The 23,555-nt window shown below is 66.5% G+C and carries 25 protein-coding genes; all 25 read right to left on the bottom strand.

Going from position 1 to position 23,555, the window contains the following annotated elements:
- Positions 1–154 precede the first annotated feature (154 nt).
- The 25 genes from ING15_RS11145 to ING15_RS11025 all read right to left on the bottom strand — a co-directional run bounded on the left by ING15_RS11145 (position 155) and on the right by ING15_RS11025 (position 23,546).
- On the bottom strand, positions 155–871 hold the full coding sequence (locus ING15_RS11145; protein ID WP_269812747.1) for a response regulator transcription factor: 717 nt from the start codon (positions 869–871) through the stop codon (positions 155–157).
- A gap of 142 nt (positions 872–1,013) precedes the next feature.
- Positions 1,014–2,534 carry a Do family serine endopeptidase gene (locus ING15_RS11140; protein ID WP_206454879.1) on the bottom strand — a complete coding sequence of 507 codons (1,521 nt, stop codon included), beginning with the start codon at positions 2,532–2,534 and terminating at the stop codon, positions 1,014–1,016.
- 186 nt (positions 2,535–2,720) lie between these two features.
- Positions 2,721–3,212, bottom strand: coding sequence for a cytochrome c-type biogenesis protein (locus ING15_RS11135; protein ID WP_206454878.1), 492 nt, complete (start codon positions 3,210–3,212; stop codon positions 2,721–2,723).
- A 3-nt stretch (positions 3,213–3,215) separates the two neighbouring features.
- Positions 3,216–5,201: a heme lyase CcmF/NrfE family subunit gene (locus tag ING15_RS11130; protein WP_206454877.1), complete on the bottom strand. Its 1,986-nt coding sequence runs from the start codon at positions 5,199–5,201 to the stop codon at positions 3,216–3,218.
- Entirely contained in the window at positions 5,198–5,695 is a 498-nt protein-coding gene (gene ccmE, locus ING15_RS11125) for a cytochrome c maturation protein CcmE (protein ID WP_206454876.1), read from the bottom strand. Before ccmE ends, ING15_RS11130 begins: the two co-directional genes overlap by 4 nt.
- Positions 5,692–7,188 carry a c-type cytochrome biogenesis protein CcmI gene (gene ccmI / locus ING15_RS11120; protein ID WP_206454875.1) on the bottom strand — a complete coding sequence of 499 codons (1,497 nt, stop codon included), beginning with the start codon at positions 7,186–7,188 and terminating at the stop codon, positions 5,692–5,694. The genes ccmE and ccmI overlap by 4 nt, the downstream gene beginning before the upstream one ends.
- Positions 7,189–7,330: 142 nt before the next feature.
- On the bottom strand, positions 7,331–7,735 hold the full coding sequence (locus tag ING15_RS11115) for a hypothetical protein (protein WP_206454874.1): 405 nt from the start codon (positions 7,733–7,735) through the stop codon (positions 7,331–7,333).
- Positions 7,736–7,836: 101 nt separating this feature from the next.
- The gene (locus tag ING15_RS11110; protein ID WP_206454873.1) at positions 7,837–9,222 is read right to left on the bottom strand and encodes an ATP-binding protein; all 1,386 of its coding nucleotides are present in this window, start codon (positions 9,220–9,222) and stop codon (positions 7,837–7,839) included.
- Positions 9,203–9,874: a response regulator transcription factor gene (locus tag ING15_RS11105; protein WP_206454872.1), complete on the bottom strand. Its 672-nt coding sequence runs from the start codon at positions 9,872–9,874 to the stop codon at positions 9,203–9,205. The genes ING15_RS11110 and ING15_RS11105 overlap by 20 nt, the downstream gene beginning before the upstream one ends.
- A gap of 617 nt (positions 9,875–10,491) precedes the next feature.
- Positions 10,492–10,698, bottom strand: a complete 207-nt coding sequence (locus ING15_RS11100; protein WP_206454871.1) for a hypothetical protein — start codon at positions 10,696–10,698, stop codon at positions 10,492–10,494.
- A 33-nt stretch (positions 10,699–10,731) separates the two neighbouring features.
- Positions 10,732–14,622, bottom strand: coding sequence for a baseplate multidomain protein megatron (locus tag ING15_RS11095; RefSeq protein WP_206454870.1), 3,891 nt, complete (start codon positions 14,620–14,622; stop codon positions 10,732–10,734).
- A gap of 3 nt (positions 14,623–14,625) precedes the next feature.
- Complete coding sequence (locus ING15_RS11090) at positions 14,626–15,057, bottom strand: NlpC/P60 family protein (RefSeq protein ID WP_206454869.1); 432 nt, start codon at positions 15,055–15,057, stop codon at positions 14,626–14,628.
- Entirely contained in the window at positions 15,054–15,944 is an 891-nt protein-coding gene (locus ING15_RS11085) for a DUF2163 domain-containing protein (RefSeq protein WP_206454868.1), read from the bottom strand. Before ING15_RS11085 ends, ING15_RS11090 begins: the two co-directional genes overlap by 4 nt.
- Complete coding sequence (locus tag ING15_RS11080) at positions 15,941–16,582, bottom strand: phage distal tail protein, Rcc01695 family (protein ID WP_206454867.1); 642 nt, start codon at positions 16,580–16,582, stop codon at positions 15,941–15,943. Before ING15_RS11080 ends, ING15_RS11085 begins: the two co-directional genes overlap by 4 nt.
- Positions 16,583–16,585: 3 nt before the next feature.
- Positions 16,586–17,158, bottom strand: coding sequence for a phage tail tape measure protein (locus ING15_RS11075; RefSeq protein ID WP_408628690.1), 573 nt, complete (start codon positions 17,156–17,158; stop codon positions 16,586–16,588).
- A 4-nt stretch (positions 17,159–17,162) separates the two neighbouring features.
- A complete protein-coding gene (locus ING15_RS11070) occupies positions 17,163–17,372 on the bottom strand; it encodes a rcc01693 family protein (protein WP_206454866.1) in 210 nt (69 codons plus the stop codon).
- 32 nt (positions 17,373–17,404) lie between these two features.
- Complete coding sequence (locus ING15_RS11065; RefSeq protein WP_206454865.1) at positions 17,405–17,749, bottom strand: gene transfer agent family protein; 345 nt, start codon at positions 17,747–17,749, stop codon at positions 17,405–17,407.
- Positions 17,750–17,751: 2 nt separating this feature from the next.
- Positions 17,752–18,165 carry a phage major tail protein, TP901-1 family gene (locus ING15_RS11060; protein ID WP_206454864.1) on the bottom strand — a complete coding sequence of 138 codons (414 nt, stop codon included), beginning with the start codon at positions 18,163–18,165 and terminating at the stop codon, positions 17,752–17,754.
- 132 nt (positions 18,166–18,297) lie between these two features.
- A complete protein-coding gene (locus ING15_RS11055; RefSeq protein ID WP_206454863.1) occupies positions 18,298–18,708 on the bottom strand; it encodes a DUF3168 domain-containing protein in 411 nt (136 codons plus the stop codon).
- A 339-nt stretch (positions 18,709–19,047) separates the two neighbouring features.
- Entirely contained in the window at positions 19,048–19,380 is a 333-nt protein-coding gene (locus ING15_RS11050) for a phage head closure protein (RefSeq protein ID WP_206454862.1), read from the bottom strand.
- Positions 19,380–19,937 carry a head-tail connector protein gene (locus ING15_RS11045; protein WP_206454861.1) on the bottom strand — a complete coding sequence of 186 codons (558 nt, stop codon included), beginning with the start codon at positions 19,935–19,937 and terminating at the stop codon, positions 19,380–19,382. Before ING15_RS11045 ends, ING15_RS11050 begins: the two co-directional genes overlap by 1 nt.
- Positions 19,938–20,002: 65 nt before the next feature.
- Entirely contained in the window at positions 20,003–21,253 is a 1,251-nt protein-coding gene (locus ING15_RS11040) for a phage major capsid protein (protein WP_206454860.1), read from the bottom strand.
- A 59-nt stretch (positions 21,254–21,312) separates the two neighbouring features.
- The gene (locus ING15_RS11035; RefSeq protein WP_206454859.1) at positions 21,313–21,843 is read right to left on the bottom strand and encodes an HK97 family phage prohead protease; all 531 of its coding nucleotides are present in this window, start codon (positions 21,841–21,843) and stop codon (positions 21,313–21,315) included.
- Complete coding sequence (locus tag ING15_RS11030) at positions 21,840–22,181, bottom strand: DUF6107 family protein (RefSeq protein ID WP_206454858.1); 342 nt, start codon at positions 22,179–22,181, stop codon at positions 21,840–21,842. The genes ING15_RS11035 and ING15_RS11030 overlap by 4 nt, the downstream gene beginning before the upstream one ends.
- Before the next feature lie 156 nt (positions 22,182–22,337).
- Positions 22,338–23,546: a phage portal protein gene (locus ING15_RS11025; protein WP_206454961.1), complete on the bottom strand. Its 1,209-nt coding sequence runs from the start codon at positions 23,544–23,546 to the stop codon at positions 22,338–22,340.
- Positions 23,547–23,555 lie beyond the last annotated feature (9 nt).

The raw sequence follows: 23,555 nt of genomic DNA, 5'->3' as shown, positions 1-23,555 counted from the left end.
CGACGAAGCCAGGCGCGGCGAGCGCCCGGCCTGCGGTGGGCTGAACGGTCTCGCCGGACGGCGTCGCACCGCTTGCCCAATGCCGCTCCCGGCCGGGCAAGCTCGTTCAGTTCCATCGAATAGGTCCCTATCACCGCAGCTTGATATTCCTGTCCTATTCGCCGGCACGCATGATGTAGCCGGAACCGCGAACGGTATGCAGCAGCGGCGAATCGAAGTCCCGTTCGATCTTCGAGCGCAGTCGCGAGATATGGACGTCGATGACGTTGGTCTGCGGGTCAAAATGATAGTCCCAGACATTTTCCAGGAGCATGGTGCGGGTGACGACCTGGTTGGCGTGTTTCATCAGATATTCGAGCAGGCGAAATTCGCGCGGCTGGAGCACAACCGTCTTGCCGGCGCGCCGGACTTCATGGGACAGGCGGTCAAGTTCGAGATCGCCGACACGGTAGCTGGTCTCCACGTCCTTGCCGCCGCGGCGCCGGCCGAGCACCTCAACCCGGGCCAGCAATTCTGAAAAGGCGAAGGGCTTGGCCAGATAATCGTCGCCCCCGGCCCTCAGTCCGGTAACCCGGTCATCGACCTGACCCAGCGCCGAGAGGATCAGCGCAGGCGTCCCGTCGCCCTTCTCGCGCAGACCCGATATCACCGAGAGGCCGTCACGCTCCGGCAACATGCGATCGACGATCAACACGTCGTAGGACCGGCTGTCGGCCATGTGGAAGCCGGTTTCGCCGTCGCCGGCGTGGTCTGCCACATGACCGGCCTCCCGCAGCGCCTTGACCAGATACGCCGCCGCCTCGCGGTCATCTTCGATGATCAGGATGCGCATGGATTCCGTCGATGCTTCAAGGGCCGTGGAAGAGGACATGATCGGCTCCCTTATCTGATCGATCTTGGGCAAAAGAAAAGCGGCGAAGGTGCAAAGGCAGCTCATTGCGAGCTGTCCGCCCCTCCGCCGCGCATCTGGAACGGGCCGGAAACCGGGGAAGGCCACCGACCCGCAGTAGGGATCAGCCCTTGTCGATCGGCAAAGCCACAAAGCGGTTCTGGTCGCCGTTCTTCAGCTGGAAGAGCGCGGCTTTCCGTCCGTTTTTGGAGGCATCCTCGATCGCCGCCTGAACGTCCTTCTGATTCAAGACGGGCTTGCCGTTGACGGTGACGATGACGTCACCCGCTTCGACGCCCTTGTCGGCAGCCGAGGAGTCCGGATCGACGTCAGTCACGACGAGCCCCTTGCCGTCCTCTGAAGGCACCAGCGTCAGGCCGTAGCCGGAAAGCGACGACGGATCGGCGGGCATCTGGCGGTTGCTGGAATTTTCGATCGACGAAGCCTCGTCAAGGCTTGCCAGATCGCCGAGTTTGACCGAGATGTCCTGGCTCTTTCCATCACGCCAGACAGTGATGTCCACGTCGCTGCCGGGCTTGTAGTTGCCGATTTTCCGGGCCAGTTCGCGTGGGCTGTCGACCGTCTGACCATCAACCGCGGTGATCACGTCGCCGGTTTCGATTCCGGCCTTCGACGCCGGCGTCTCGTTGTCCGGCAGCGTGACGATCGCGCCCTTGTCGCCGGCGAGACCCACCGCCTCAGCGATGTCATTGGTCACCGAAGCGATCTGGACACCCAGCCAGCCGCGCTCGACGTTGCCATCGTCGCGCAGCGACTGAATGACACTTTTGGCGACCGAGGCGGGAATGGCGAAGGCGATGCCGACATTGCCGCCGGACGGCGAGAAGATCGCCGTATTGACGCCGATGACCTTGCCGTCGAGGCCGAAAGCCGGACCGCCGGAATTGCCGCGGTTCACCGCCGCGTCGATCTGCAGGAAATCGTCATAGGGACCGGCACCGATATCGCGGCCGCGCGCCGAAACGATACCCGCCGTGACCGAGCCGCCCAGGCCGAACGGATTGCCGACGGCAACGACCCAATCGCCGATGCGAACCGCGTCGTCATCCCCGAACTCGACATAGGTGAATGTCTTGTCCTTGCGATCGACCTTGAGAAGCGCCAGGTCGGTCCGCTTGTCGGTGCCGATCAGCCGGGCGTCGTACTCCGTGCCGTCGTCCATGACGACGGTGTATTTGCTGCCGTCACCGACGACGTGGTTATTCGTGACCAGATAGCCGTCGTCGGAAATGAAGAAGCCGGACCCCTGACCCATCGCCTGGCGCGGCTGCCGGCGCGGACGCATGCCCTCGGGCATGCCGTTCTGGCCGGGGATGTCGAAGAAGCGGCGGAGCGGATGGTCTTCGGGCAGATTGTCGAAGGGGCTGGCCATATCCTGTTCGCTGGATGTCGTCGGCGAGATGTCCTGCGTCACGCGCACCGACACCACCGCCGGGGAGACCTTCTCGACCACATCGGCGAAGCCGAAGTTCTGGGCCGGCGCCTCGACCTGTACCGGCTGGGCGAATACCGGAACGGTGTTGGTGACAACACCTCCGGAAAAGGCCAGTCCGGCCACGCCGGCGGCCAGCGCACCGGCGATCAAACCGCCGCGCTTGGTCTTGCTTTTCGTCTCGTTCCGCATCGGAAACCCTTTCGCTAGGTCGTCTGAATCCCCGGCGAGCCGGCGTTCAAGCCGATCTCACCTTCGATGCGACCACAGATAGGGTGCTTGAGGTTACAGGAGCTTTTCGAGGGCGTGAAATCTTCGTAAGGTAGTCACGAGACGAGGAGCGCAGTCGCGCGCGCGCCCCGTTCCGGTGTCTCGTGCCTACCGCTCAGCCTTGACGACCTCGGCGATGGCGGCTTCCTCTTCGGCCGAAAGCTGCGGCGTGCCGCTTTCGCTCCGGCGATTGCGCAAGGCTGTCAAAGCGAATCCGATGCCGCCGAGCAGCAGGATGATCGGCGCGCCCCATAGCGCCAAGGTCGCCCAGTCGAAGCGCGGCTTGAGCAGCACGAATTCGCCGTAACGTGACACCAGATAATCAAGGACTTCCTCGTCGGTGTCACCGGCGACAAGACGCTCGCGGACCAGAAGCCGCAGGTCTTTGGCGAGATCGGCGTTGGAATCGTCGATCGACTGGTTCTGGCAGACCAGGCAGCGCAGACCCGCCGAAAGCTCCCGCGCCCGGGCCTCGAGCACCGGATCGCTCAACACCTCGTCGGGATTGACGGCGAAAGCCGGCCCGACTGTCAGCCCACCCGGCAGCAGAATGGCGAGCAGGGCTAAGACCGAAAGGAGACGCCGAACGTACCGGATCATGGCTCAGACCCTCGCCATCGCGGCCGTCCGCTTCCGGCTGCGCGCCGGCGCGCCGACCCGCAGCCGCCGGTCGGCCAGCGAGATCACCCCGCCCAGAGCCATCAGAACCGCACCGATCCAGATCAGTGTGATGAACGGCTTGTACCAGATGCGCACGACGGTCGAGCTGCCGTCTTCGGCCGGGTCGCCGAGCGCGATGTAGAGTTGAGAAAACCAACGGGTGTGGATTCCGGCTTCGGTCGTCGGCGCCTGCCGGGCCGGGTAGAAGCGCTTGGCGCTTTCCAGCACCCCGGCGTCGCGACCGTCGCGACTCAGCGCGAACGTGCCGAGCTGTTCCTCGTAATTTGGCCCCTGGCGTGGAGCGATGCCTTCGTATTGCAGCGTATAGCCGCCGGCTTCGACACGGTCGCCAGGCGCCATCGAAAGCACGTCCTCGGTCTCGAAGGCCGACACGGTGACAACGCCGAGCACCAGAACGCCGACGCCGAAATGGGCAAGAACCGTGCCGTAGGCCGACCGAGGCAAACCCTTCAGGCGTGACAGCCCCTTGCGCCAGCCTGCCTTGGCGAAGTTGGCTCGACTGTACAGATCCGTCAGGCTGCCGACCAGGAGCCAGACCGCAAGGCCGAAACCGAGTGACGCCAGAATCTTCGTGCCGGAGGTCACCGCGACAGCCACGATAACCGTGAACATGACCGCGCCGATGGCGAAATAAAGCCGCTGCGCAGCGGCGAGAAGATCGCCCCGCTTCCAGGCCAGCAGGGGCCCGAACGGCAGCGCGAACAGGAGCGGCACCATCAACGGCCCGAAGGTCAGATCGAAGAACGGCGCGCCGACCGAGATTTTTTCGCCGGTGATGACCTCCAACACCAACGGATAGAGCGTGCCGATCAAAACGGTCGCCGCCGCCGTGGTGAGAAACAGGTTGTTGAAGACCAGCGCGCCCTCGCGGCTGATCGGTGCGAACAACCCGCCCGACTCCAGCGTCGAAGCGCGCATCGCGAACAACGCCAGCGAGCCACCGATGAACAGGCAAAGGATCATCAGGATGAAGATGCCGCGCTCCGGGTCCGTCGCGAAGGCATGCACCGACGTCAGAACGCCCGAGCGCACCAGGAAGGTGCCGAGTAGCGACAGCGAGAAGGTCAGGATCGCCAAGAGGATGGTCCAGATTTTCAGCGCCGAGCGCTTCTCCATGACCACCGCGGAATGCAGCAGCGCCGTGCCCGACAGCCAGGGCATGAAAGAGGCGTTCTCAACCGGGTCCCAGAACCACCAGCCGCCCCAGCCAAGTTCGTAATAGGCCCAGTAGGAGCCCATCGCGATGCCCGCGGTCAGAAAAATCCAGGCGACCAGCGTCCAGGGCCGCACCCAGCGCGCCCAGGCCGCGTCGATCCGCCCGTCGATCAGCGCCGCGACGGCGAAGGAGAAGGCGATCGAGAAACCGACATAACCGAGATACAGAAGCGGCGGATGGATGGCGAGGCCGACATCCTGAAGAATCGGGTTGAGATCCCGCCCCTCCATCGGAGCCGGCGCAAGGCGAGCGAAGGGGTTGGAGGTGAACAAAATGAACAGGAGGAAGGCGCTGGAGATCCAAGCCTGCACGGAGAGGACGTTCGCCTTGAGGCTGGCCGGCAGGTCCCGACCGAACAGGGCGACGAGCGCACCGAAGAACGCCAGGATCATCACCCAGAGCAGCATCGAGCCTTCGTGATTGCCCCACACGCCGGTGACCTTGTAGAGCATCGGCTTCAGGGAATGGGAATTCTCGAAGACGTTGGCGACCGAGAAGTCCGAGGTCACATAGGCCGCCGTCAGGGCCGAAAATGAAATGGCGAGGAGCACGAAACCGCCGGTCGCGGTGACGGTCCCCGTCTCCATCAGCCGCGCGTCTCCCGTCCGCGCGCCGATGACCGGCAGCAGCGACTGGACCAGAGAGAGAGACAGAGCCAAAATCAACGCATACAGGCCAATCTCGACGATCATGAGCTCGCTCCGCTTTCCGTCTGCACGGGCGCAGGCTGCGGGTCGGACTTGACCATGCCCTTGCCTTCTTCCCACAAGCCACGCGCCTTCAGGTCGTCGACGACTTCCTTCGGCATGTAGTTCTCGTCGTGCTTGGCGAGCACGGTGTCGGCGACGAAGACGTTGTCTGGTCCGAGCGTGCCTTCGGTGACGACGCCCTGCCCTTCGCGGAAAAGGTCCGGCAGAAGCCCGGTATAGGTCACCGGCACGCTCTCGATCGTGTCCGTGACCCGGAATGTCACCTTTTGCGAACCGCCGCGCACGACCGAACCCTGTTCGACGAGGCCGCCGAGCCGGATGCGCTGCGAGGGCGCCGGTGCTTTGGCGACGATGTCACTGGGTGAATTGAAGAACGCCACCGAATCCGACAGTGCGGTCAGGACGAGGCCGGCAGCCGCGCCGATGACGATGACGATGGCTCCGATCGAATAAAGGCGTTTCGTTTTCCGTGTCATTGGGTCTGTGTCGCCTCCGCGTCCGTCAAGCCGAGTTCTTCTCCGAGAGCGGCGATTTCCCGGCCCGCGGCGGTGTCCGCCCCGAAATGCTGAAACGCCGTCCGCAGCGCGTCGCTCGCCTTCTCGCTCTGACCCAGAACCTTATAGGACCGAATCAGCCGCTTCCACCCTTCCACGTCCCGCGGGTTGGATTCCAGCCGGCTCGCCAGTTGCGAAACCATTCCCTGGATCATGGCCTGACGGTCGTCGGCAGACATCGCGGACGCTGCGGCCACGTCCGCCTCGCTCGGCTGAGGCGGCGCGGATAGCGTCGTCTGCGCCGGCGTCAGACCCAATGCCTCGCCGAGCGCGGCGATCTCCTGACCGGCCGCGGAACCGCGCGTGAAGGCGCCGGAGGCGGTCGCTAAAGCCGCACTCGCCTTCTCGCTGTCTCCCATAACCGCGTAGGACCGGATCAACCGCTTCCATCCGGCGAGATCATCCGGGTTTGCTTCCAGCCGGGCTGCCAGTTGCGAGACCATTCCCTGAATCATCGCCTGACGGTCGTCGGCAGACATTTCGGAGGCGGCAGCCATGTCGGCTTCGCTCGGCCCGTTCGCCTTCGGCTGGGCGTTCTGCGCGAGGCTGGCCGGTGGCGGAGCGGCGCCGGTCTTCTGGCGCGCGTCGGCGAGAGCCGCGTCGGCGATCTGCATCCAGGGCGCGTCTTTGGGGCTGATGTCGATAAGTTTCGCCCACGCGGCCTCGGCCTGCGCGTAATCACCTTCCTGGGACAGATCGAGCGCCAGGAAGAAATGCGCCGGCAGGTAATCGCCGTTGATCGTGAGCGCCTGCTCGAACGCCGCCTTCGCATCGTCCGTCACTTCACCGTCGGCGGCCCGCGTCAAGGCCTCGCCGAGGCCGCTCAGGCGAGATGCCGTGGGCTCGATAAGGCGAATGGCGTTCCCGAATGCGGTGGCGGCGTCGTCCGGACGGTCCAGTCGCAGATAGATCGGCGCGAGCACGTCCCAGCCGCGACCATCGTTTGGATTGGAACGAAGCTGTGCCTCCGCGGTGGCCACCAGGCTCTCGACATCCTGGCCCGGTAGCTGTGGCGGCGTTTGCCGCGTGGCGAGCGGCATGTCCGGCAGGCCGGGCACCCCGAATGTCATGTAAAGAGCCGCCGAGCCAAGCGGCACGGCGATCGCGATGAAGCCGATCGCGGCGATGACGCCCGGGCGCCTCCAGCCTGCAGCGCCGCCATCGCCGCCACCCTTCACGCGGCCCGCCGCCTTCAACAATCGCCGTCCGATCTCGGCCCGCGCGGTTTCCGCTTCACCGGCGGCAATGGTGCCACGCTCGACATCGGCATCCAGTTCGCGAAGCTGCGCGGCATAGACCTCCACATCGTGGTCGGCACGCGTGGCCGCCTCATCCGGGGAGGCGCGAAACAAGGGCCAAAGAGCCACCAAAGTCGCGGCAACGGTCATGCCAGCTGCGATAAACCAGAACGCCATGACATCCTTACACAGATCGCCGGGTATCGAAGCAAATGCCACGAATGGCCGACCGTCTCAAACCAGTTTCCGTCCGACGAGCCGTCTAGCAGACATCGGCCGATTTGCCCATTCACTTCGTCAGGAAGCGAATGCGATGGGATCAGGCGACCGGCTTCCAAAGCCCATTCGTGGTCTTGCAGGCGGTCCCAACGGCCTTGACCGGCTGAGCCTTGCCCTTGAACATATGGGAGTAGCCCCGACAATCCTGCGACCCGACACGGTAGAGCTGGGTCGGCACGACCTCGCCGCTATAGCCGCCCGCGGACCAGGGCACCGCCTGCCCCGGCAAGCCGTATTGCAACGCCTGGAATTCGGCCTCCAACGCTTTGGCGCGTGCGGCATCAGACAAGGATTTCGCCGCGTCGCTCTGGCCGATCAAGCCGCCGTCGAGCGCCTGGACGCCGGCTGAACCCGGAGCAAGCGATGCGCCACCGAGCCCGGCACTGAGACAGCCCGCCAAAGGCAGGATCAGGAAGGGAAAGACGAGCTTCAACACGATGCGCATGACGTTTTCATCCGAGTGCGGCAGCCCGATGGGACTGAAACGACAGGGTGCGGTGTTCGGAGCAATCCGCGTGCCGCAGTTCGTCGGTTCGGCCGTTGATGTCAAGCCGCACCGCCGCCCAAAGCGCGTGGCAGCACTATCGTCACCCGCAGGCCGCCGAGATCGGAGCGGCTGAATTCCAGCGACCCGCGATACTCGGCCACCATGTCGGAGACGATCGACAAGCCAAGTCCGCTGCCCGGCGTTGCCTCGTCGAGACGGCGGCCACGCTTTTTCGCCTCGATGATCTGTGCCTCGGTCAGCCCCGGCCCGTCATCTTCGATGATGGTCGCGAAGCGGTCCTCAGAAACCGCTTTGCCGGTCACTATGATCCGCCGCGCCGCCCATTTGCCAGCGTTCTCGAGCAGATTGCCGACGATCTCCTCGAAATCCTGACGCTCGCCGGCAAAGACCAGGTCCGCGGCCGAGACCGGATCGAATTCGAGATCCCGCGCTGGATTGAGCTTGGCGATCACCCGCACCAGCCGTTCCAGGGCCGGCCCGACCGGCGCGCGGAACACGGTCGCTTCGGTCTGGGCGGCGACCCGCGCACGATCGAGATAGTGCTGCACCTGTTGGCGCATCCGCTCCGCCTGATGGGCGACGACCTGTCCCTGCCGCCCCCCCAGCGAAGCGGCCTCGTTGACGAGCACCGCGATCGGCGTCTTCAGCGAATGCGCCAGATTGCCGACTTGCATCCGCGAACGCTCGACGATGCGTCGGTTGTTGTCGATCAGAGCGTTCATCTCGACGGCCAGCGGCTCGATTTCGGCGGGAAACTGTCCTTCCAGCCGTTCCGCCTTTCCCGTGCGCACATTGGCCAGCGAGCGGCGGACGGCGCCCAGGGGACTAAGACCGGCAAGAATGGCCAACACGTTCACGATGATCGTCCCCAGGCCGACCGCGCCGAGATAATAGACGAGCGTGCGATCGAAGTCTGCGACGTCGGCGGCGACGACGCTAGCATTGCCCATCACGCGAAAACGCGCGGCGTGGTTCTGCGCGTCGAGCACGACTTCCGTCTCGATGACTTTCAATTGCTCGCCGTCGAGGCCGCTGGCGTCATAGCTTCGGCGGTAGGCGGAATCGAAGGGAATATCCGAGGAGGGTTTGGAGGGAACCTCAAGAATCCCGAGGGAACTGGAGATCAATCGTCCCTTGGTGTTGTCGCTCGCGGGAAGCACCTCCCAGTACCATCCTGAAAGCGGCTGGGAATAGCGCAGATCGCCAAGATCGGGCGAGCCGGACAGATAGCCGGCGTCGCTGACCGTGACGCTGTTGACGAGGTTATAGAGCTGCGCCGAGAGCAGGTCTTCAAAGCCCCTCGTCGCGGTTCGCTCGTAAAGTGTGGAGATCAGGCCGCCGACGACGATCAGGGCCAGGACGGCCCACAGACTCGACAGGACGATGACCCGGACGGTGAGGGAGTTAGCGGCCCGAATGGCCATCGCTCATCCTGTAACCCTGCCCCCGGACGGTCTCGATCACATCGATGCCGAGCTTCTTGCGCAATCGTCCAACGAACACCTCGATCGTATTGGAATCGCGGTCGAAATCCTGATCGTACAGATGCTCGATAAGCTCCGTCCGGGAAACGATCTGGTCCTGATGATGCATCAAATAGTCGAGCAGCCGGTATTCGTGCGAAGTCAGTTTCAACGGCGTCCCGTCGAGCGACACCCGCGACGCCCGCGTGTCGAGACGGACCGGACCGCAGTGGATTTCGGACGAGGCATGGCCGGCCGTGCGGCGGATCAACGCGCGCATGCGGGCCAGCACTTCCTCGACGTGAAAGGGTTTGGTGACGTAGTCGTCGGCGCCTGCGTCGATCCCGGTGACCTTGTCGCTCCAGCGGTCGCGGGCGGTCAGGATCAGCACCGGCATGGTCCGGCCATCGCGACGCCAACGCTCCAGAACGCTGATGCCGTCCATGACCGGCAGACCGACATCGAGAATGACCGCGTCATAGGGTTCCGTGTCGCCGAGGAAGTGCCCCTCCTCGCCATCAAAGGCGCGGTCGACGACATACTCGGCGCCGGTCAGTGCCTCGGTCAGTTGCCGATTGAGGGTCTGATCGTCCTCGACCACTAGGATACGCATGCCGGGCCTCGTCTTCTCGCTCTCGTCTTATCCTGTCGAATCGCGGCGAACGCGCTCGAAGTCAACGCCTCCCCTCGCTCCGACAATACGGCAATCAGGGCCGTATCGTTACCGTCGTCTTGCGTGGCCTGCCACCCTCCTTGCCGGGGACAAGGAGCGTCACCACACAAACGGTCTGGCCGCCCTGCTCACGGCTGGAAACCGAAAGGACCTGTCCACCTGTCTGCGCGGCCGCTTGCTCTGCGGCTCCAGAGCAGCTCGCGGCGGCGGTTTCGAAAGCGCCCCCGCCGTTTCGACGTGGGCCCGGCTCCAACCTCAATCCTGGCCCCGGGGAGACATCCAGACCAAAACCCGAACCAACGGGGCGACCGGAAAAAGGGCTACCCAGGAGTTGAGCGGCAGCCGGCGCGGCCGCCGCCAGGGGAGCAGACCCGATGATCAGGATCGTCACTAGGCTGGCGAGGAGAGTGCGAAATATTGTCATTTCGGGTCCGGCTGGAGAATGGCGGCGCCGCCAATTCGAAATGGCGACCCCTGCCGTCCTAATGCATTGTCGCTGAACGACGAATGAATGGCGGACGACCGCGTCGGGCCGTCCGTCGCTTTTCGCGCCGTACCTAGCGGAGCGTCTTCTGCGCGGCCAGTCGCCCCAGGATCGCGACGACGGCGCCGATCGCCGCCGCGCCGTTGGTCAGCGATAGCGCTAGCATTTCGTGCGTGGCCGCGTCGATGTCCACGCCGAGGAGTCCGGCCATCGCCGCCCCAAACGCTACGAGCCCACCCCAGACGGTTCGCGACTGATACCACGGCTTTGCCTCGTTCATGCTCTGGTCCTTTCCTTGCGGTTGCGCCGGCGCTCACGCCGGTCGGGAAAAAATCGTCTGCCGGGCCGTCCCCGCGCCCCAGACCGGGCTGACCTGGGCAATGGTGACGACAAGCTCGGCGGGCAAAGCGCCGAAGGCGGCAGCCTGCTCCTCAGCGGTGAGCACCACCGCAGGCGTGCCGGGCTCGCGCTCCAGAACGGCACCCGATCCGTCGCCGATCTCGATGCGGTAGAGTTCCTGTTCCTCGCCGAGCGGCACGTCGGGGCCATCCCAATTGTCGCCACCGAGGCGGGTTCGCCGGATCCAGGACAGGGCCACCGCGCCCCCAGCATCGAAGCCGGCTTTCAGATGCACCGGGGACAGAGGCTTGACCGAGCGCTGGCCGAGCGTGGCGGTAAGTGTGGTCGTCGCGGGATCGTCCAGAGAGCGGCCGAGCGGCGAGACGCGAAAATCCATCTCGCGGCCGACATCCGATGTCGTCAGTCCGAGCGGCTCGCAGGCCGCGTCGAGCAAGACGAACGTGGACCCGGCTGGCGCACCCGCAGCCATCGCATCCTCGGTGCCGCCTTGGGCGCGCAGCAGATCCCGCAATTCGAAGACGCCCGGCGCGATCTCCGCCGCCGTCCCGAATTGCAGCACTTCCCATTCGCCTGAGGCACCCTGGACGGCGCAGAGATTGCCGCCGTCCAGAAGTTCCTCCCGGGAAATCGCGTAGACAGCGCCCCTGTCGAGCCGCAGCGTGATCGTGTTCCCGCGATCCAGACGTCCTTCCGGTCCCACCCTGAGCGCCTCGAGTAGTTCGCCCGTGATCGCCGGGCGGGTCGCCGTCGCTCGCTCCAGGAAAGCGCCGCCCTGCCGCGATGTCGCGATCGAATAGCCCGGCCAGGGCTTCGCCTGCACCGCGAACCGCACACCAGCGATGTCCTGCCCTCCATCGGGAAGCGGCAGGTCGAGGAGATGCACCAGTGGTCGCGAGGCAATCGCGGGAGCCGGCGGCCGCGGCGAAGGTGGAGGCTCCCCCTGATCGACCAGGGATCCCCGGCGCTCGGGCAGCCGCCGTGCCTCGATCCTTCGCGAAGCGCCCGTCTCGATACGGTTCACCAGCCAGGCGCCGGGGTGCTCCGCCAGATCCACCACATCCCCTGCCTCGAGGGACAGGAGCGAGGGCGCGACGGCGAATCGCGCCGTCTCGACCGCGCCGCCCGCCTCACGCAGCATCGCCGCGGCCAGGTCCTTCGCATGGGCCTCGTCGAGCACCACCGGAAGCTGGATGATATCCTTGCGGGGATGAGCAGCGCTGGCGCGTACCGCTTCGGCCGAACCGGGCTGGTAAGCCCGCGCCGGATCAAGGAACCCCAGCGTGATCTCCTCGGGTCGCTCGCTCGCCTCGCCGCGCCGCAGCTCGACATAGGGGCCGTCCTCGTCGGCGAAAATCCCGATCTCGCGGCTCGACCGCAGCGACGCAAGGGATCGGAAGATCAGTCGCCCGGCCGCGACATGCACGACGGTGCCGGTCAGTCGCAGCAGATCCTCGAGCATTTCGCGCGCTGTGCCGGGACCGGCGGCGACGTAACCGGTCACACAGGAATCGACGGCCGAGACGTCATAATCGGCAATGCCGTGGTCCTCCAATAGGGCCGCGATCAAGGCATCCGCCGGCGCGTTGGCCAGACGGCCGCTCAGCCAGTGGCCACGACGCCAATTGCCGCCGTCGCTCCACAGGTCGCCGCGCGTCGGAAATGCCGGATAGGGTCGCGCGTCCCAGGTCCACACATGGATCGCGGCCGGATCGACCATCCGGCCACCGTAGACCGGTGAAATCGGATTGGCGGCGGCCGAAAAGTCCGGCGATGCCGGGTCCCAATAAGCCAGCTGCGCTTCGAGAAACCGCCGCTGGGCGAGGTCGTCGCGGCCACCGGCGGAAAAATGCGGGACGAAGCTTTCCGACGATTTCGGGTCGATGAAGACATTGGGCTGGTTCGCGCCCTTGTCGATCGCCGGGCAGCCGAGTTCGGTGAACCACACCGGCTTCGACATCGGCACCCATGCTGATGTTCCGGCGATTTCGACCCCGGCGCGGCGCTCGACATGCGGGTTCGACCACCAGCCCGTCACGTCCTTGGCGCGGTAGACCCAAGGCTTGTCGGCCGCGCCGTCGGTGATCGGCGTGCGGATGCGGGCCGCCCGATCGGCGTCGCTGGCATAGGACCAGTCGTAATATTCACCGCCGCCGATCCCGGCCCGCAGTCCGTCCCGGTTATATTGCGAGGATGGTTCCGCCGGGTCCGCGTCGATGTCCCCGTCCCGCCAGTCGGCCAGCGGCAAATAATTGTCGATGCCGACGACGTCGATCGATGGTGCGGCCCAGAGCGGATCGAGATTGTAGAAGACGTCGCCGGAGCCATCCGCCGGCTGGTAGCCAAAATATTCGCTCCAGTCGGCTGCGTAGGTGACGATGGCTGTCGGCATCATTGCCTTGATCTCGCCCGCGATGGCGATCAGCCCTTCGACGAAGGGAAAACGACCGTCCTGATCGCGGATTCGCGTCAACCCGCGCATTTCGGAGCCGATGACGAAGGCGTCGACGCCTGCCGCTGCCGCGAGCGTCGCCTGATGCAGGATCATCCGCCGATAGGACCATTCGTCGGGGCCGGAATAGTCGACACCAGATGCCGTCAACGCGAAATGCGCTGGAGCAGCGGTTCCCAGGAAGGCCGCGGTATCGGCCCTTGCCGCCGCCGTGCCGTCGGCCGAGCCGGCGCGATCGGTGGCGATGTCGAGCGTCATCCGCCCGCGCCAAGGAAACGCCGCCTGCTCCGCGCCTCCATAGGGATCGGCACGTCCGTTGCCGGGTGGCACATCCATCAGGATAAAGGGGTAATAGGTCACCTTCAGCCCACGCGCCTTCAGGTCCGCGATCGCCCGCAGCACGCCCTGGTCGCTGGGCGTGCCGCCGAAGGCCGGTTCGCCATCGATGGAACTGACCAGATGCGCGCCAGCCCGGTCGACCGTGCCGGCGCGCCAGACCTCGGTTTCGTCGCGTTGGACGATCTCGACGCCTGCCCTAAGACGACAACGGCCAGCGCGCAGATCGTCGCCGAACCAGGACACCACCAGCGCGGCGCGCTCAAGCGACGGACAGAGCGCGCCGAGTTCATCGAGCGAGGCGGTCCAGTCGCTCGAACCGTGGAGGACGTTGCGGTTGACGACCCGATCCTCGCCCGCGCCGAGCCGTTCGCGCACCGGGACGGGATCGAGGCCGTGCTCACTGGCGCCGGGAATGATGGTGATGGCGCGAAGATCGGTTTCGAGGCCCCCGACCGGACGCAGGATCTCGCAGGAGATCTGCGGCAGGCGGTTGCCCCAGCGCTCCAGCGGCAGCCGCTCGAACACGATATAGGCAAGCCCGCGATAGGCGAGCGCGTTGCCGGCCCCTTGCCTGGCCTCGATCAGCGGATCGGCCTCTTGCGTTTCGTCGCCACGATAAACGCGGTGGACGGTGTCGGTAAGATCGAGCTCCTCGCCATCCGCCCACACCCGCCGGATGCCGGCGATCGGCCCTTCGCAAAGCCCGACCGCGACATTGCCATAGTAGCTGTAGGTGGTCGTTTCGATACGCGGGCCGCCGCCCTTGCCGCCCCGCCGTTCGGTCCTCGCGACCTCCTCGAAGCGCGTCGTCCAGATCACCTGACCGGCGACCCGCGCCGTACCGTAGACCCTGGCGATACCGGCGCCCTCGTCCGCCTCCATGATCCGGCTGTTGCCGAGCCTTGGCCCCTCGCTGCGGCGCGTGCCGCCGAACAGCGAGGCGTCGAGCGATGCCCCCGCCAGCGCGCCGGCCGCGCGACCGAGAACGGCGCCGAGCGGGCCGCCCAAGGCGCCACCGACAAGGCCGCCGGCCGCCTGCAGAAGAATCGTGGCCATGACCTACTCCGGAAAACGAAAGGCACCGGCGATCCGGCGGGTCCAGGCCTGCGGCATCGGCGAGGAAACCACCGCCGCGCCTTCATAGGCGTGGATCACCCGGCCGCCCTCGTCGAGGATGCCACAATGGGCCGACGGCGCGCCGATGCGCCAGCAAAACAGCACGACATCGCCCGGCCGGGCATCGGCGAGATCGACCGCGATCAGGTGCCGCCGCGCGGCCTCCAGCAGCCGGTCCGGGCCGCTCCGGATCGACCAGTCGACTCCGTAGGGACCGGGGTCCTCCGGCTCGGCCCCATAGAGTGCACGCCAGACGCCGCGCAACAGGCCGAGACAGTCGCAGCCGACGCCCTGCCGGCTGCCCTGATGACGATAGGGAGTGCCGAGAAAGGTGCGAGCCACTGCGAGCGCGCGAGACGGCGCAAGCTCGCTCATGGCACCACCGGCGAGCCGTCATGGACGCCGTCCGCCTTGGCCACCGCCAGCGCGGCGTCGCTACCAGGCATATGCGGAAAACCGCGAAAATTCGCGGAATTGGCGAAGCGGTCGCGGCAAGTAGAAAAGCGCTTGTCGCAGCCCTGGGTCAGCCGCAACCGGTCGCCCGGCGCGAAGCTCGCGTCGATCGACTCGGCGAGGGAAAGGCGAACCGTGCCGAGTCCGGTCTCGCTCGCAGCAACGATATCGGCCGCGAGCCCCACTGCGGCACCGTCGCGAAACGCCAGTCGACCGTGATTGAAGCCCTCCGGCGAGCCGCCGAGATCGCCGTCGACCAGGATCGTTCCCCCCTCCCCGCCATTGACTACGGTTTCGACGGAATAGGGCGGATCGGACGCTGGAAACCGGCAGCGGGCATCGCCGAACACCGCATCGCAGCGGCGCCGGTAGATGCGTCCGCGCACCCGGTCGAGCTGCGCCGCAACGCCGCGCAATTCGGCGGCGAACCCGGTCTCGCCATGCTTGACCTCGCCGAGTTCGGCGACATCCATCAGCACGAAGTCGGCGGGATTCTGCCAATCGACCACGAAGGTCTCGACCCGCGCCGCGTCGAAGCGGCCGGCGCGAATGTCAGCCTCGCCGATCGCCGCCGAAGACAGCGCGCCCTCGACCTCGCGCGTCGACGCGGCCAGCCCCAGCGTCTCTTCGGCCTCCCCACCGGTCAATCCGGTTGCCGCCTCGAAACGCGTCCCCGCAAAGGTCAGCGCCTCGTCATGATCGGTGAAGCCGAGAACCACGCCGTCGCGCCGCGTCAGGCGCCAGCAATGGGCCAGCGTCGTCGCCGGGCTCTCCAGACGACTCTCCAGCCCTGAGGGGATCTGCCTCATGGCCGCACCTCGATCAACGGAATGGACGGGATGTCGCCGGCCTCGAAGGCCGCGACATTGACGGCGAGCTGGTCCATGTCGAAGCGCACCGGCACGTCGAATTCGAAGCCGGCGGTGATCGACAGGCCGGCGGCCGGCGCCAAAGCCAGGGTCACCGCGCCGCTGGCAGTATCGACGTTGAAGTCCGTACCGGCGGCGAGTTCGGTGCCGTCGACGGCGATCCGAACGGTCCCCCGCACCGGTTTTTCGATCGGCCGGCTGTAGGCCGCGTCTCCGGTTCCGTAGACTTTCAGCAGCGGAAAGACCGTCGTCACACCGTCACCGGTTCCGATCATCTGATCGAAGGCGGTCGCCGCCTGCCCGTATTGCGACGAGCGCCAGTCGAGCGGGTCGCGGAACCGGAACCCGGTGAGCTTGCCGCGCCGCGCCTCGAAGAAGGTGAGCACGGCGGCAAGGTCGGCAAGGCTCCTGACGCCGGAGCCGGCATCGTAGCGCCGCGCCGAATGGCGATGGCGCTGGTTGCGGTGCTCGTAGCCGGTCGAAAGGCGCACGATCTCGGTCCGGCGCTCCGGCCCGCCGCTGGTGCCGAACGAGACGCGCAGCGGAAACCGTTCTTCGCTGAAGGCTTCGATGGCCATTTCCTACAACCCCCGCCGGCCACGGCTCGCGGCGCGCGCGAGCATCGCCTGGATCTGCGCCTCCGAGCGCTTGAAGCTGGCCGCGTCCGGCGTCGTCACATTGAAAACGATCGACGGTCCGGCACCCGCTGCCGGTGTCGCGACGCCGAGGGTTCCGTCGGCGCCGCGCTTCAGCGGCAGGATCGCCTCTGCCCCGGCCTCGCCCATCAGGCCAAGCTTGCCGCCGGTCGGAAAATAGCTTGGCGCCGCGACGACGCCGCCCTTGGCGAAGGGCAGAACGCCCGTCGGGACTGGCGCGGTCAGGGCACCGGTCAATCCGCCGACCGCCTTGCCGATGAAGCCCGACGCCATGTTGGTCAGCGGCCGCAGCGCCGCATCCAGCGCGATGGCGGAAATGCGCTGCCCGATCTGGCGCAGCACGCTGTCGAAGGATCGGCCGCCGGTGACGGCGCCCTTCAGCGCAGACGTGATCGCCGAGCCGAAGGCGTTCGCCCGCTGCGTCAGATCGCCCATCGCCCGCTCGAAGCCGCTTGTGTCGGCGACGATCGCGACGTTCAACGTCTCGTCCGGTTCCATCGGTTCACCTCTGTGCCTGTGATGTGCCCCGGTCGGGGAAGCGCCGCATCAGCGCGGCCAGATCGGCCCGTTGCGGCGGTATCGCGCCGCCGGCCGCGTTGAGGGGCGCCAGCGCGGCGACCAGCTCGCGCGGCGTCATCGCCCAGAAGGCCCGGGGCGAAAGCCGCAACAACCCGAGACCCGCGCCCATCGCTTCCTGCCAGGGGAAAGCCATGCCGGAGGCCCCTTGCGTTTCCGGCACGGCACTCAAGGGTTTGCGGGTGCCTCGATCGCCTCCTCCGGCTGTCCGAAGGCGGCCGAAAGCAAAGCCGCCGCAACCGCCGCCGCCCCGGCGGCCCCGCCATCGATCCGCATGGCCGCTACATCGGCTTCGCTGGCGTCCGTTCCGGCCCCGCGCAATCCGGCGGCAAGAATGCGCATCAGGTCGCGCGCCGACAGCCGTCCGCCGCCGAAGCGTTCGGCCAGCGCCGCCAGATTGTCGCTCGCAAAAGCGTCCTCGAGTTCGGCGAGCGCGCCGAGGGTCAGGCAGAGCGTGTGCTCACGCCCATCGATGATTGCGGAGACTTCGCCCCGCCGCCGGTTGACCGCCATCCTCACAGCACCGCGAAGGTCAGCGCGCCGGCGGACTCCAGCGTCGCTTCGAAAGTGACCTCGCCATTGTGCTCGCCGGCATATTCCAGCGCCGTCACCTGGAACGGACCGGTGATCGTGCCGAAATCCGGAATCACTGCCTGAAAAGGTGTAACGCGGCCGTCGAAGAAGATCTGCCTCAGCACCGCGTCGGAGGCTGCATCCTTGAAGATTCCCGCCCCCGATAGCGCGGCGCGCTGCACCCCGGCTCCGCCGAGCAGCTCGCGCCAGCGCCCGGCGCTTTCGGTGTCGGTGATGTCGACGCTCTCGGCATTGAACGCGATCCGCCGGGTTCTCAGCCCCGCCACCGCCGTGAAGCTGCCATCGCCATTGTCGTCGACCTTGAGCAGCAGGTCCTTGCCTTTCTGGGCGGCCATGTCGCGTTGTCCTTTCCCGCGCGGCCGGCGCACCGGCCAACAAAAAGGGCGGTCCCGAAGGACCGCCCAAAATCACATTTCACGCATAACGAACGCCGCGACGCGGACGCCCGTTGCTCAGTTTGCCGGCGATCAGGCCAGCGGTTCGGTCACCGCCCGAAACCGCAGGATGCCGTGATAGGTCGGCGCGTCCGGCTCCTGCCGGGCCTCTGCGAACTGGAGCTGGAGGTTGACCAGATGGTGCCCCTCCAGCGGCAAGGTCGCGTCGTTCAGCTTGCTCGCGACCTTGTCCATGATTTCATAGGTCTCGCGCTTGCCGCCGCCCTTCGCCCAGACATGCAGGGTCAGGATGTGCTCCGCCCCGTCCTCCGTCCCGGTCGACCAATCGACGACCGCCGTTCGGCCGAACGTCAAATAGGGAAAACTCGCTCGTTCCGGACGACGATCGAACACTTTTGGCCCGCCGAGCAAGGTCGTCAGGGCCGGGTCCGACGTCAGCGTCTGGAAGATCGTCGTCTGCAATTCAGCGCTGGGATGTGCCATGGCCAGTAATCCTCGCTCACCTTTCCTGACAGATTGATATATGGAGTGTAGCACCATCCCGTCAGGGGTACTCGTAGCGTTTTGGTTTAAATTTTCGCAACGTCGTCGTGAGTCGTTAACGGAGTGTCTCCGTCGGTGTTCCCGTCTTTCGCGTCCGGCTGGACACTTCGGCGTGTAGCATCGACCATGCCTCGGGAATGTTAAGGATTCGCGATGTCGAGGGTAGTGGCTGCACCAACGACGCGCCCTGGGCCCGCCTCCCCTCGTCCAGGGCCGCGCTGATCACGCGATGGGTGGCCGCGCCGAGGCGTAGGCGCTTGAGCCGCACGTCGATGCGCATCAGCGTTGCTCCTCGCAGCGGCACACGAGAAAGCGCCCGGTCTCGTCCGGATCATGCACCGAAAGAATGGCAAGGCGGCGCGGGCCCAGGCGGAATGCGCGGCCGCGCTCGACGTCGGTTGTCCAGCGGCAGATCACCCGATGGGTCACTACCGCCTCGTGCCGGTCGAAGCGCTCGCGAGCGACCACCGAGACCGGCTCGACATGCACCGAAAGCTCGCGCAGCTCCCGCCATGTGGCCGACGCCCCGCCCGCGCCATCGGGCGTGAGATCGGCGGCTTCCAGCACCGCGCGCTTGCGCAGCAGCGCCGGGTCGAGAAACAGCGGCGCCATCAGATCCGGACCCTGCGATACGGAGCAAGCAGCGACCGGGCCAGCGTGGGAAGGACTGCCGGCTGTTGGGAGAGATCGACGGCGGCCCGCAGTTCATACGACGCCGCCACGATGGTGCGCAGCGCCAGAAGCAGGTTCTCGGGAACCATACCGACCGCGAAGCCCGCCTCGAACTCGACTTCCACGCCGTTCGCCGCCGCCATCCGCACCGCTGGCGACAGCCGGATCGCCTCGATCCCGAGAACGCGCTCGACGATCGCCTCGCCCGGATCGAAAATGATCGGCGTGCCGTCCGCTCCATAGGCGGTGATCGACGTCACGCCGACGATCGGGCTCAGCCGGACTTCGGCCCATCCGTCGCCGGGAACCGGGTCGAGCGCCAGCCGAAACGTCCGCCGCGCCAGAACGAGACCGGTCGTCGCCTCGATGGTTTCGCGGGCGGCGCGGATCAGATTTGCGATCAGACCGTCCTCGTCGTCGCGGTCGATCCTGGCCCAGATCTTGATATCGGCGGCCGTCATCGGCTCGACGCCACCGCCAAGGTCGATCGTCGTCATCATTGTCTCCGGAAAGAGAACCGGCCGGGCAAGAACCCTGCCCGGCCGGTGCTGTCGGGGGATACTTAGAGAGAGAAGTCGAGGAACTTGGCTGCGTCGAAGTCCTGCACGCCGCCGCCGACGCGCTTGGTCGTATAGAAGAGGACGTAGGGCTTGGCCGAGTAGGGATCGCGCAGCACCCTCACCCCCTGCCGGTCGACGACGAGATAGAACCGGCCGAAATCGCCGAAGGCGATCGCCTTCGCTCCGGCGGCGATATCCGGCATGTCCTCGGCCTCGACCATCGGGAAGCCCATCAGCGTCGCCCGCGCGCCGGCTCCGGTCGGCGGCTGCCACAGATAGTTGCCGTCCGCGTCCTTCAGCTTGCGCACGGCCGCCTGCGTGCGCCGGTTCATGACGAAGCTGGCGTTCTGCCGATAGCCGGCCTTCAGCGCATAAACGAGATCGAGCACCGCGTCGGCGGCGGTACCCGCGGCGAAACCGCCCGCCGCACCGGTGGCGACGGTGCCGATCGAGCCCCACGCCCAGGCGCTTTCATCGACCGTCGGATAGGTCATGAAGCCCTTCGGTTTGGCGATGCCGTCGCCATTGACGAAGGCGGTGCCTTCCTGGGCCGCGAAAGCCTGTTCGACCTCCTCGCCGATCCACCGGTCGATATTGACCGCCGCATCGTCGAGCAGCGCGTTCGTCGCCGCCGGCATGGCGTAGAGTTCCATCGTCGGAAAGGTGAGTTCGGCGAGCTGCGGCGCCGTCGTCTGCGGCCGGGCGTCGGCTTCGCCCACCCAGCCGGTCTGCGCCCCGGAGATCGCGAAGGGCTTCTTCAGGACCGCGGCGGAGACGGTGCGAACCGTGGCGATGGAACGGACCGGCGAAATCGCTGCGAGGCGCCGGCCGATCTCGGTCTCCGTCTCGTCGGGAACCAAAAAGCCGCCGTCCGCCCCGGTCAGGCTCGACATCGCCTTTTCCTCGATCCGGCGCATGTCACGCTCGTCGCCGGCGCGGACATAGCGCTCGAAAGCCTGCTTGTGCTCGCTCGGACCGGCGTTCTGCCGACGCTCCGAACCGCCGAGCGCGGGGCGGGTCTCCTTCAGCACCAGCCGCTCGAAGCGCCGCTCCTGCTCTTCGAGCGCTTTGTTGATGCGATCGACCTTTTCCTCGGTGATGACGTCGGCGCTCATGCGCTTCTCGATATCGCCGAGACGCTCGTCATTGGCTTCCCGGAAGCTCTCGAAAGCCTCCATGAAGTCATGGAAAGCCGAACCGGCCTCGGGGCCGTGCGCCTTCGTCTCCGGCGCGGCGTTGGAAATGTCGCTCATGCGGTTCTCCGTTCTGCTTGGGATGGATGGTCAGCGGACTATTGCGTCGCGGTCGGCGCTCAGGCCGGGACGGCCCGCCGTTTCTGGCGGGGATAGCCTGATGCCGGCAGCCGCTCGTCCCGGCGGCGGGCGAGACCGGCCCGGCCGATGAGCCGCGCCCGTTCCTGCATCGGAAAGGTCACCAGCGAGATCTCCCACAGATCGATCGTGACGAGGCGTCTTCGGATCGGTCCGACCGCCCGCCGCGCCAGCTTGGTCTTGAAGCCGATCGACAGCCCATCCAGCGCCCCGGCCGCGATCAGCTCGGCCGCCTCGTGGCCGGCTTGCGTGCGAAGCGCGAGCCGGCCTTCGACATAGAGCCCCGTCCGGTCTTCGCGGATCAGCGTCCAGGTTCCGACGGGGCGGCCGGGATCGTGCTGCCAGAGCATGCGAATGCCGGACGCGCCGCGCGTTACGACGGATGCGGTGAAGGCGCCGGGCTCGATGACGTCGCCCGCAAGGTCCGCGTCGCCGAAGATCGCGGCGTAGCCCCGCAACCGGCCGGAGGCGTCGGGCCTGGCGAAGTCGAACGCCGAAGGTCCGGAGCTCATCGGTTCCTCCAAGGCGCCTTGTCACCGACGCTGAACAGCCCCTCCGCGAGGCGCGCGAGAATGCCGAGCGCCCACCAGGCGCAAAGGCTGGCTGAGGCCGACCCCATCAGCGCGAGCTCCATCGAGCTCAAGGTCGCGTTGAGCCCCAGATGCTCGGCGAGCACCAGGCCGGCCGGCGGGCCGAAGACCACACCGGTCACAATCCCTATGAGAAACCGCGACGCCGCCTCGCGCCGCCCCCGCGGCAACAAATAGGCCACCGAGATGGCTGACCCGGCGACGGCGCCGGCGATCTTTGCGACCCAAAGCGCCAGGGCCGACAGCGGCTCGGCGCTCATCGCAGCCGCCTTGCGCCGCGAGGGCCGCCACAAGGCTTCGTCCTGACAATCGCATAAGATGGCTGCATCGTTCGGTCACCCTGAAATATCGTGGTGAAACAAGGTCTTGGAGCGGAACCGATTGGTTGCCGCTCTTTTCTGGCGTTGATCCCCGGTTTACTCCTCGACGCCGTAGCCGACCGCCACGCGCTTTTCCGAACGCGACAGGAAGTCCGCCGCGCCGACCCGCGCCCAGAGCGCCTCACGCTCGGCGCTCAGGCCGTCCACCTGGTCGAGATCCACGCCGAGCCGAAGTTCGGGCGCCGCGAAATGGCCGCCGAGCCAATCGCCGATCGCTCCGCTCAACCGGCTGATCAGGGGCAGCACGGTCAGCCGGAAAAAGGCACGGTTCGCTTCGGCATAGTTCGCGTAGGTCAGATCGCCCGGTATGCCGAGCAGCATCGGCGGCACGCCGAAGGCAAGCGCGATGTCGCGCGCCGCGCCGTTGCGGGCCTCGATGAAGTCCATGTCCTTCGGCGATAGCGCCATCGCCTTCCAGTCCAGCCCTCCTTCGAGCAGCATCGGACGCCCGGCGCGCGCTGATCCGGCATAGCCGCTTTCGAGCTCAGCCTTGAGGCGGTCGAATTGCTCCGGCGCGAGATTGCCGCCGTCGGCCGGCTGGTAGACCAGCGCCCCGGATGGGCGCGCGGAATTGTCCAGCAGCGCCTTGTTCCAGCGCGATGCCGCATTGTGCAGGTCGAGCGCCGTCTGCGCTGCCGCGAGCGGCGAATAGCCGGCCATCTCCGCCAAAGGATGGAACAGGCGCACATGCAGGAGCGTGCTTGGCCGGCCGTCGCTGCCGTCTGCGGCGATGCGGCGGACCGAATGGCCGGCCCTGTACTCGTAGCCGACCGGCCATCCGTCGCGTCCTTCGATGATCCGCATCCGATCCGGGCGCAGCGAGTACAGCGCTTTGACCTCGCTCTCGAAGTTGGCCGCCTCGAGATAGGCGTTGCCTGACAGAAGCAGATGGCCGCACAACGTCTCGACGAGGCTCGGCCCATCCGTCCCGCTGTTCGGCCTGCGCATCAGATCGAGGATCGGATGCCGGACGACCTCATTGGGACCGTCATGAAGAACGAAGGGAATGGCCGCCGCGGTCTCCGCGATCAGTCGCACCGAACGGTAGACGATCGGGTTTTGCATGAAACCGAACCGCGCCAGCGCCTCATAGGACGGTTCGCTCCAGGCGCCGGGGTCGGCGGCGCCCGTGAACACCAGCGCGCCGCCGGCATAGCCGGCGCCCTTGCTTTCTCGTCCCGTGGCATTCCCACCCACGGGCGCGCGCGTCTCAGCACCGCCGAGCCAGCCGGCGATCGTCGTCATCAGTCCCAT

Source organism: Aurantimonas marina (genome assembly GCF_017183135.1).
In the GTDB taxonomy this organism is placed as follows: domain Bacteria; phylum Pseudomonadota; class Alphaproteobacteria; order Rhizobiales; family Rhizobiaceae; genus Aurantimonas; species Aurantimonas marina.
This window is presented reverse-complemented; position numbering and strand designations above follow the sequence as displayed.

What these genes read in the sequence shown, in the direction of transcription:
- ING15_RS11070 (WP_206454866.1), bottom strand. Translation starts at nt 17,372, where the DNA reads ATGGCTTTCCCCTGGCAGGAAGCGATGGGCGCGGGTCTCGGGTTGTTG.
- ING15_RS11130 (WP_206454877.1), bottom strand. Translation starts at nt 5,201, where the DNA reads ATGATCGTCGAGATTGGCCTGTATGCGTTGATTTTGGCTCTGTCTCTC.
- ING15_RS11135 (WP_206454878.1), bottom strand. Translation starts at nt 3,212, where the DNA reads ATGATCCGGTACGTTCGGCGTCTCCTTTCGGTCTTAGCCCTGCTCGCC.
- ccmI (WP_206454875.1), bottom strand. Translation starts at nt 7,188, where the DNA reads ATGGCGTTCTGGTTTATCGCAGCTGGCATGACCGTTGCCGCGACTTTG.
- ING15_RS11060 (WP_206454864.1), bottom strand. Translation starts at nt 18,165, where the DNA reads ATGGCCGCCCAGAAAGGCAAGGACCTGCTGCTCAAGGTCGACGACAAT.
- ING15_RS11145 (WP_269812747.1), bottom strand. Translation starts at nt 871, where the DNA reads ATGTCCTCTTCCACGGCCCTTGAAGCATCGACGGAATCCATGCGCATC.
- ING15_RS11090 (WP_206454869.1), bottom strand. Translation starts at nt 15,057, where the DNA reads ATGAGCGAGCTTGCGCCGTCTCGCGCGCTCGCAGTGGCTCGCACCTTT.
- ING15_RS11085 (WP_206454868.1), bottom strand. Translation starts at nt 15,944, where the DNA reads ATGAGGCAGATCCCCTCAGGGCTGGAGAGTCGTCTGGAGAGCCCGGCG.
- ING15_RS11065 (WP_206454865.1), bottom strand. Translation starts at nt 17,749, where the DNA reads ATGGCGGTCAACCGGCGGCGGGGCGAAGTCTCCGCAATCATCGATGGG.
- ING15_RS11140 (WP_206454879.1), bottom strand. Translation starts at nt 2,534, where the DNA reads ATGCGGAACGAGACGAAAAGCAAGACCAAGCGCGGCGGTTTGATCGCC.
- ING15_RS11115 (WP_206454874.1), bottom strand. Translation starts at nt 7,735, where the DNA reads ATGCGCATCGTGTTGAAGCTCGTCTTTCCCTTCCTGATCCTGCCTTTG.
- ING15_RS11080 (WP_206454867.1), bottom strand. Translation starts at nt 16,582, where the DNA reads ATGGCCATCGAAGCCTTCAGCGAAGAACGGTTTCCGCTGCGCGTCTCG.
- ING15_RS11030 (WP_206454858.1), bottom strand. Translation starts at nt 22,181, where the DNA reads ATGAGCGCCGAGCCGCTGTCGGCCCTGGCGCTTTGGGTCGCAAAGATC.
- ING15_RS11025 (WP_206454961.1), bottom strand. Translation starts at nt 23,546, where the DNA reads ATGACGACGATCGCCGGCTGGCTCGGCGGTGCTGAGACGCGCGCGCCC.
- ING15_RS11040 (WP_206454860.1), bottom strand. Translation starts at nt 21,253, where the DNA reads ATGAGCGACATTTCCAACGCCGCGCCGGAGACGAAGGCGCACGGCCCC.
- ING15_RS11050 (WP_206454862.1), bottom strand. Translation starts at nt 19,380, where the DNA reads ATGGCGCCGCTGTTTCTCGACCCGGCGCTGCTGCGCAAGCGCGCGGTG.
- ING15_RS11105 (WP_206454872.1), bottom strand. Translation starts at nt 9,874, where the DNA reads ATGCGTATCCTAGTGGTCGAGGACGATCAGACCCTCAATCGGCAACTG.
- ING15_RS11075 (WP_408628690.1), bottom strand. Translation starts at nt 17,158, where the DNA reads ATGGAACCGGACGAGACGTTGAACGTCGCGATCGTCGCCGACACAAGC.
- ccmE (WP_206454876.1), bottom strand. Translation starts at nt 5,695, where the DNA reads ATGACACGGAAAACGAAACGCCTTTATTCGATCGGAGCCATCGTCATC.
- ING15_RS11100 (WP_206454871.1), bottom strand. Translation starts at nt 10,698, where the DNA reads ATGAACGAGGCAAAGCCGTGGTATCAGTCGCGAACCGTCTGGGGTGGG.
- ING15_RS11095 (WP_206454870.1), bottom strand. Translation starts at nt 14,622, where the DNA reads ATGGCCACGATTCTTCTGCAGGCGGCCGGCGGCCTTGTCGGTGGCGCC.
- ING15_RS11035 (WP_206454859.1), bottom strand. Translation starts at nt 21,843, where the DNA reads ATGAGCTCCGGACCTTCGGCGTTCGACTTCGCCAGGCCCGACGCCTCC.
- ING15_RS11045 (WP_206454861.1), bottom strand. Translation starts at nt 19,937, where the DNA reads ATGACGACGATCGACCTTGGCGGTGGCGTCGAGCCGATGACGGCCGCC.
- ING15_RS11110 (WP_206454873.1), bottom strand. Translation starts at nt 9,222, where the DNA reads ATGGCCATTCGGGCCGCTAACTCCCTCACCGTCCGGGTCATCGTCCTG.
- ING15_RS11055 (WP_206454863.1), bottom strand. Translation starts at nt 18,708, where the DNA reads ATGGCACATCCCAGCGCTGAATTGCAGACGACGATCTTCCAGACGCTG.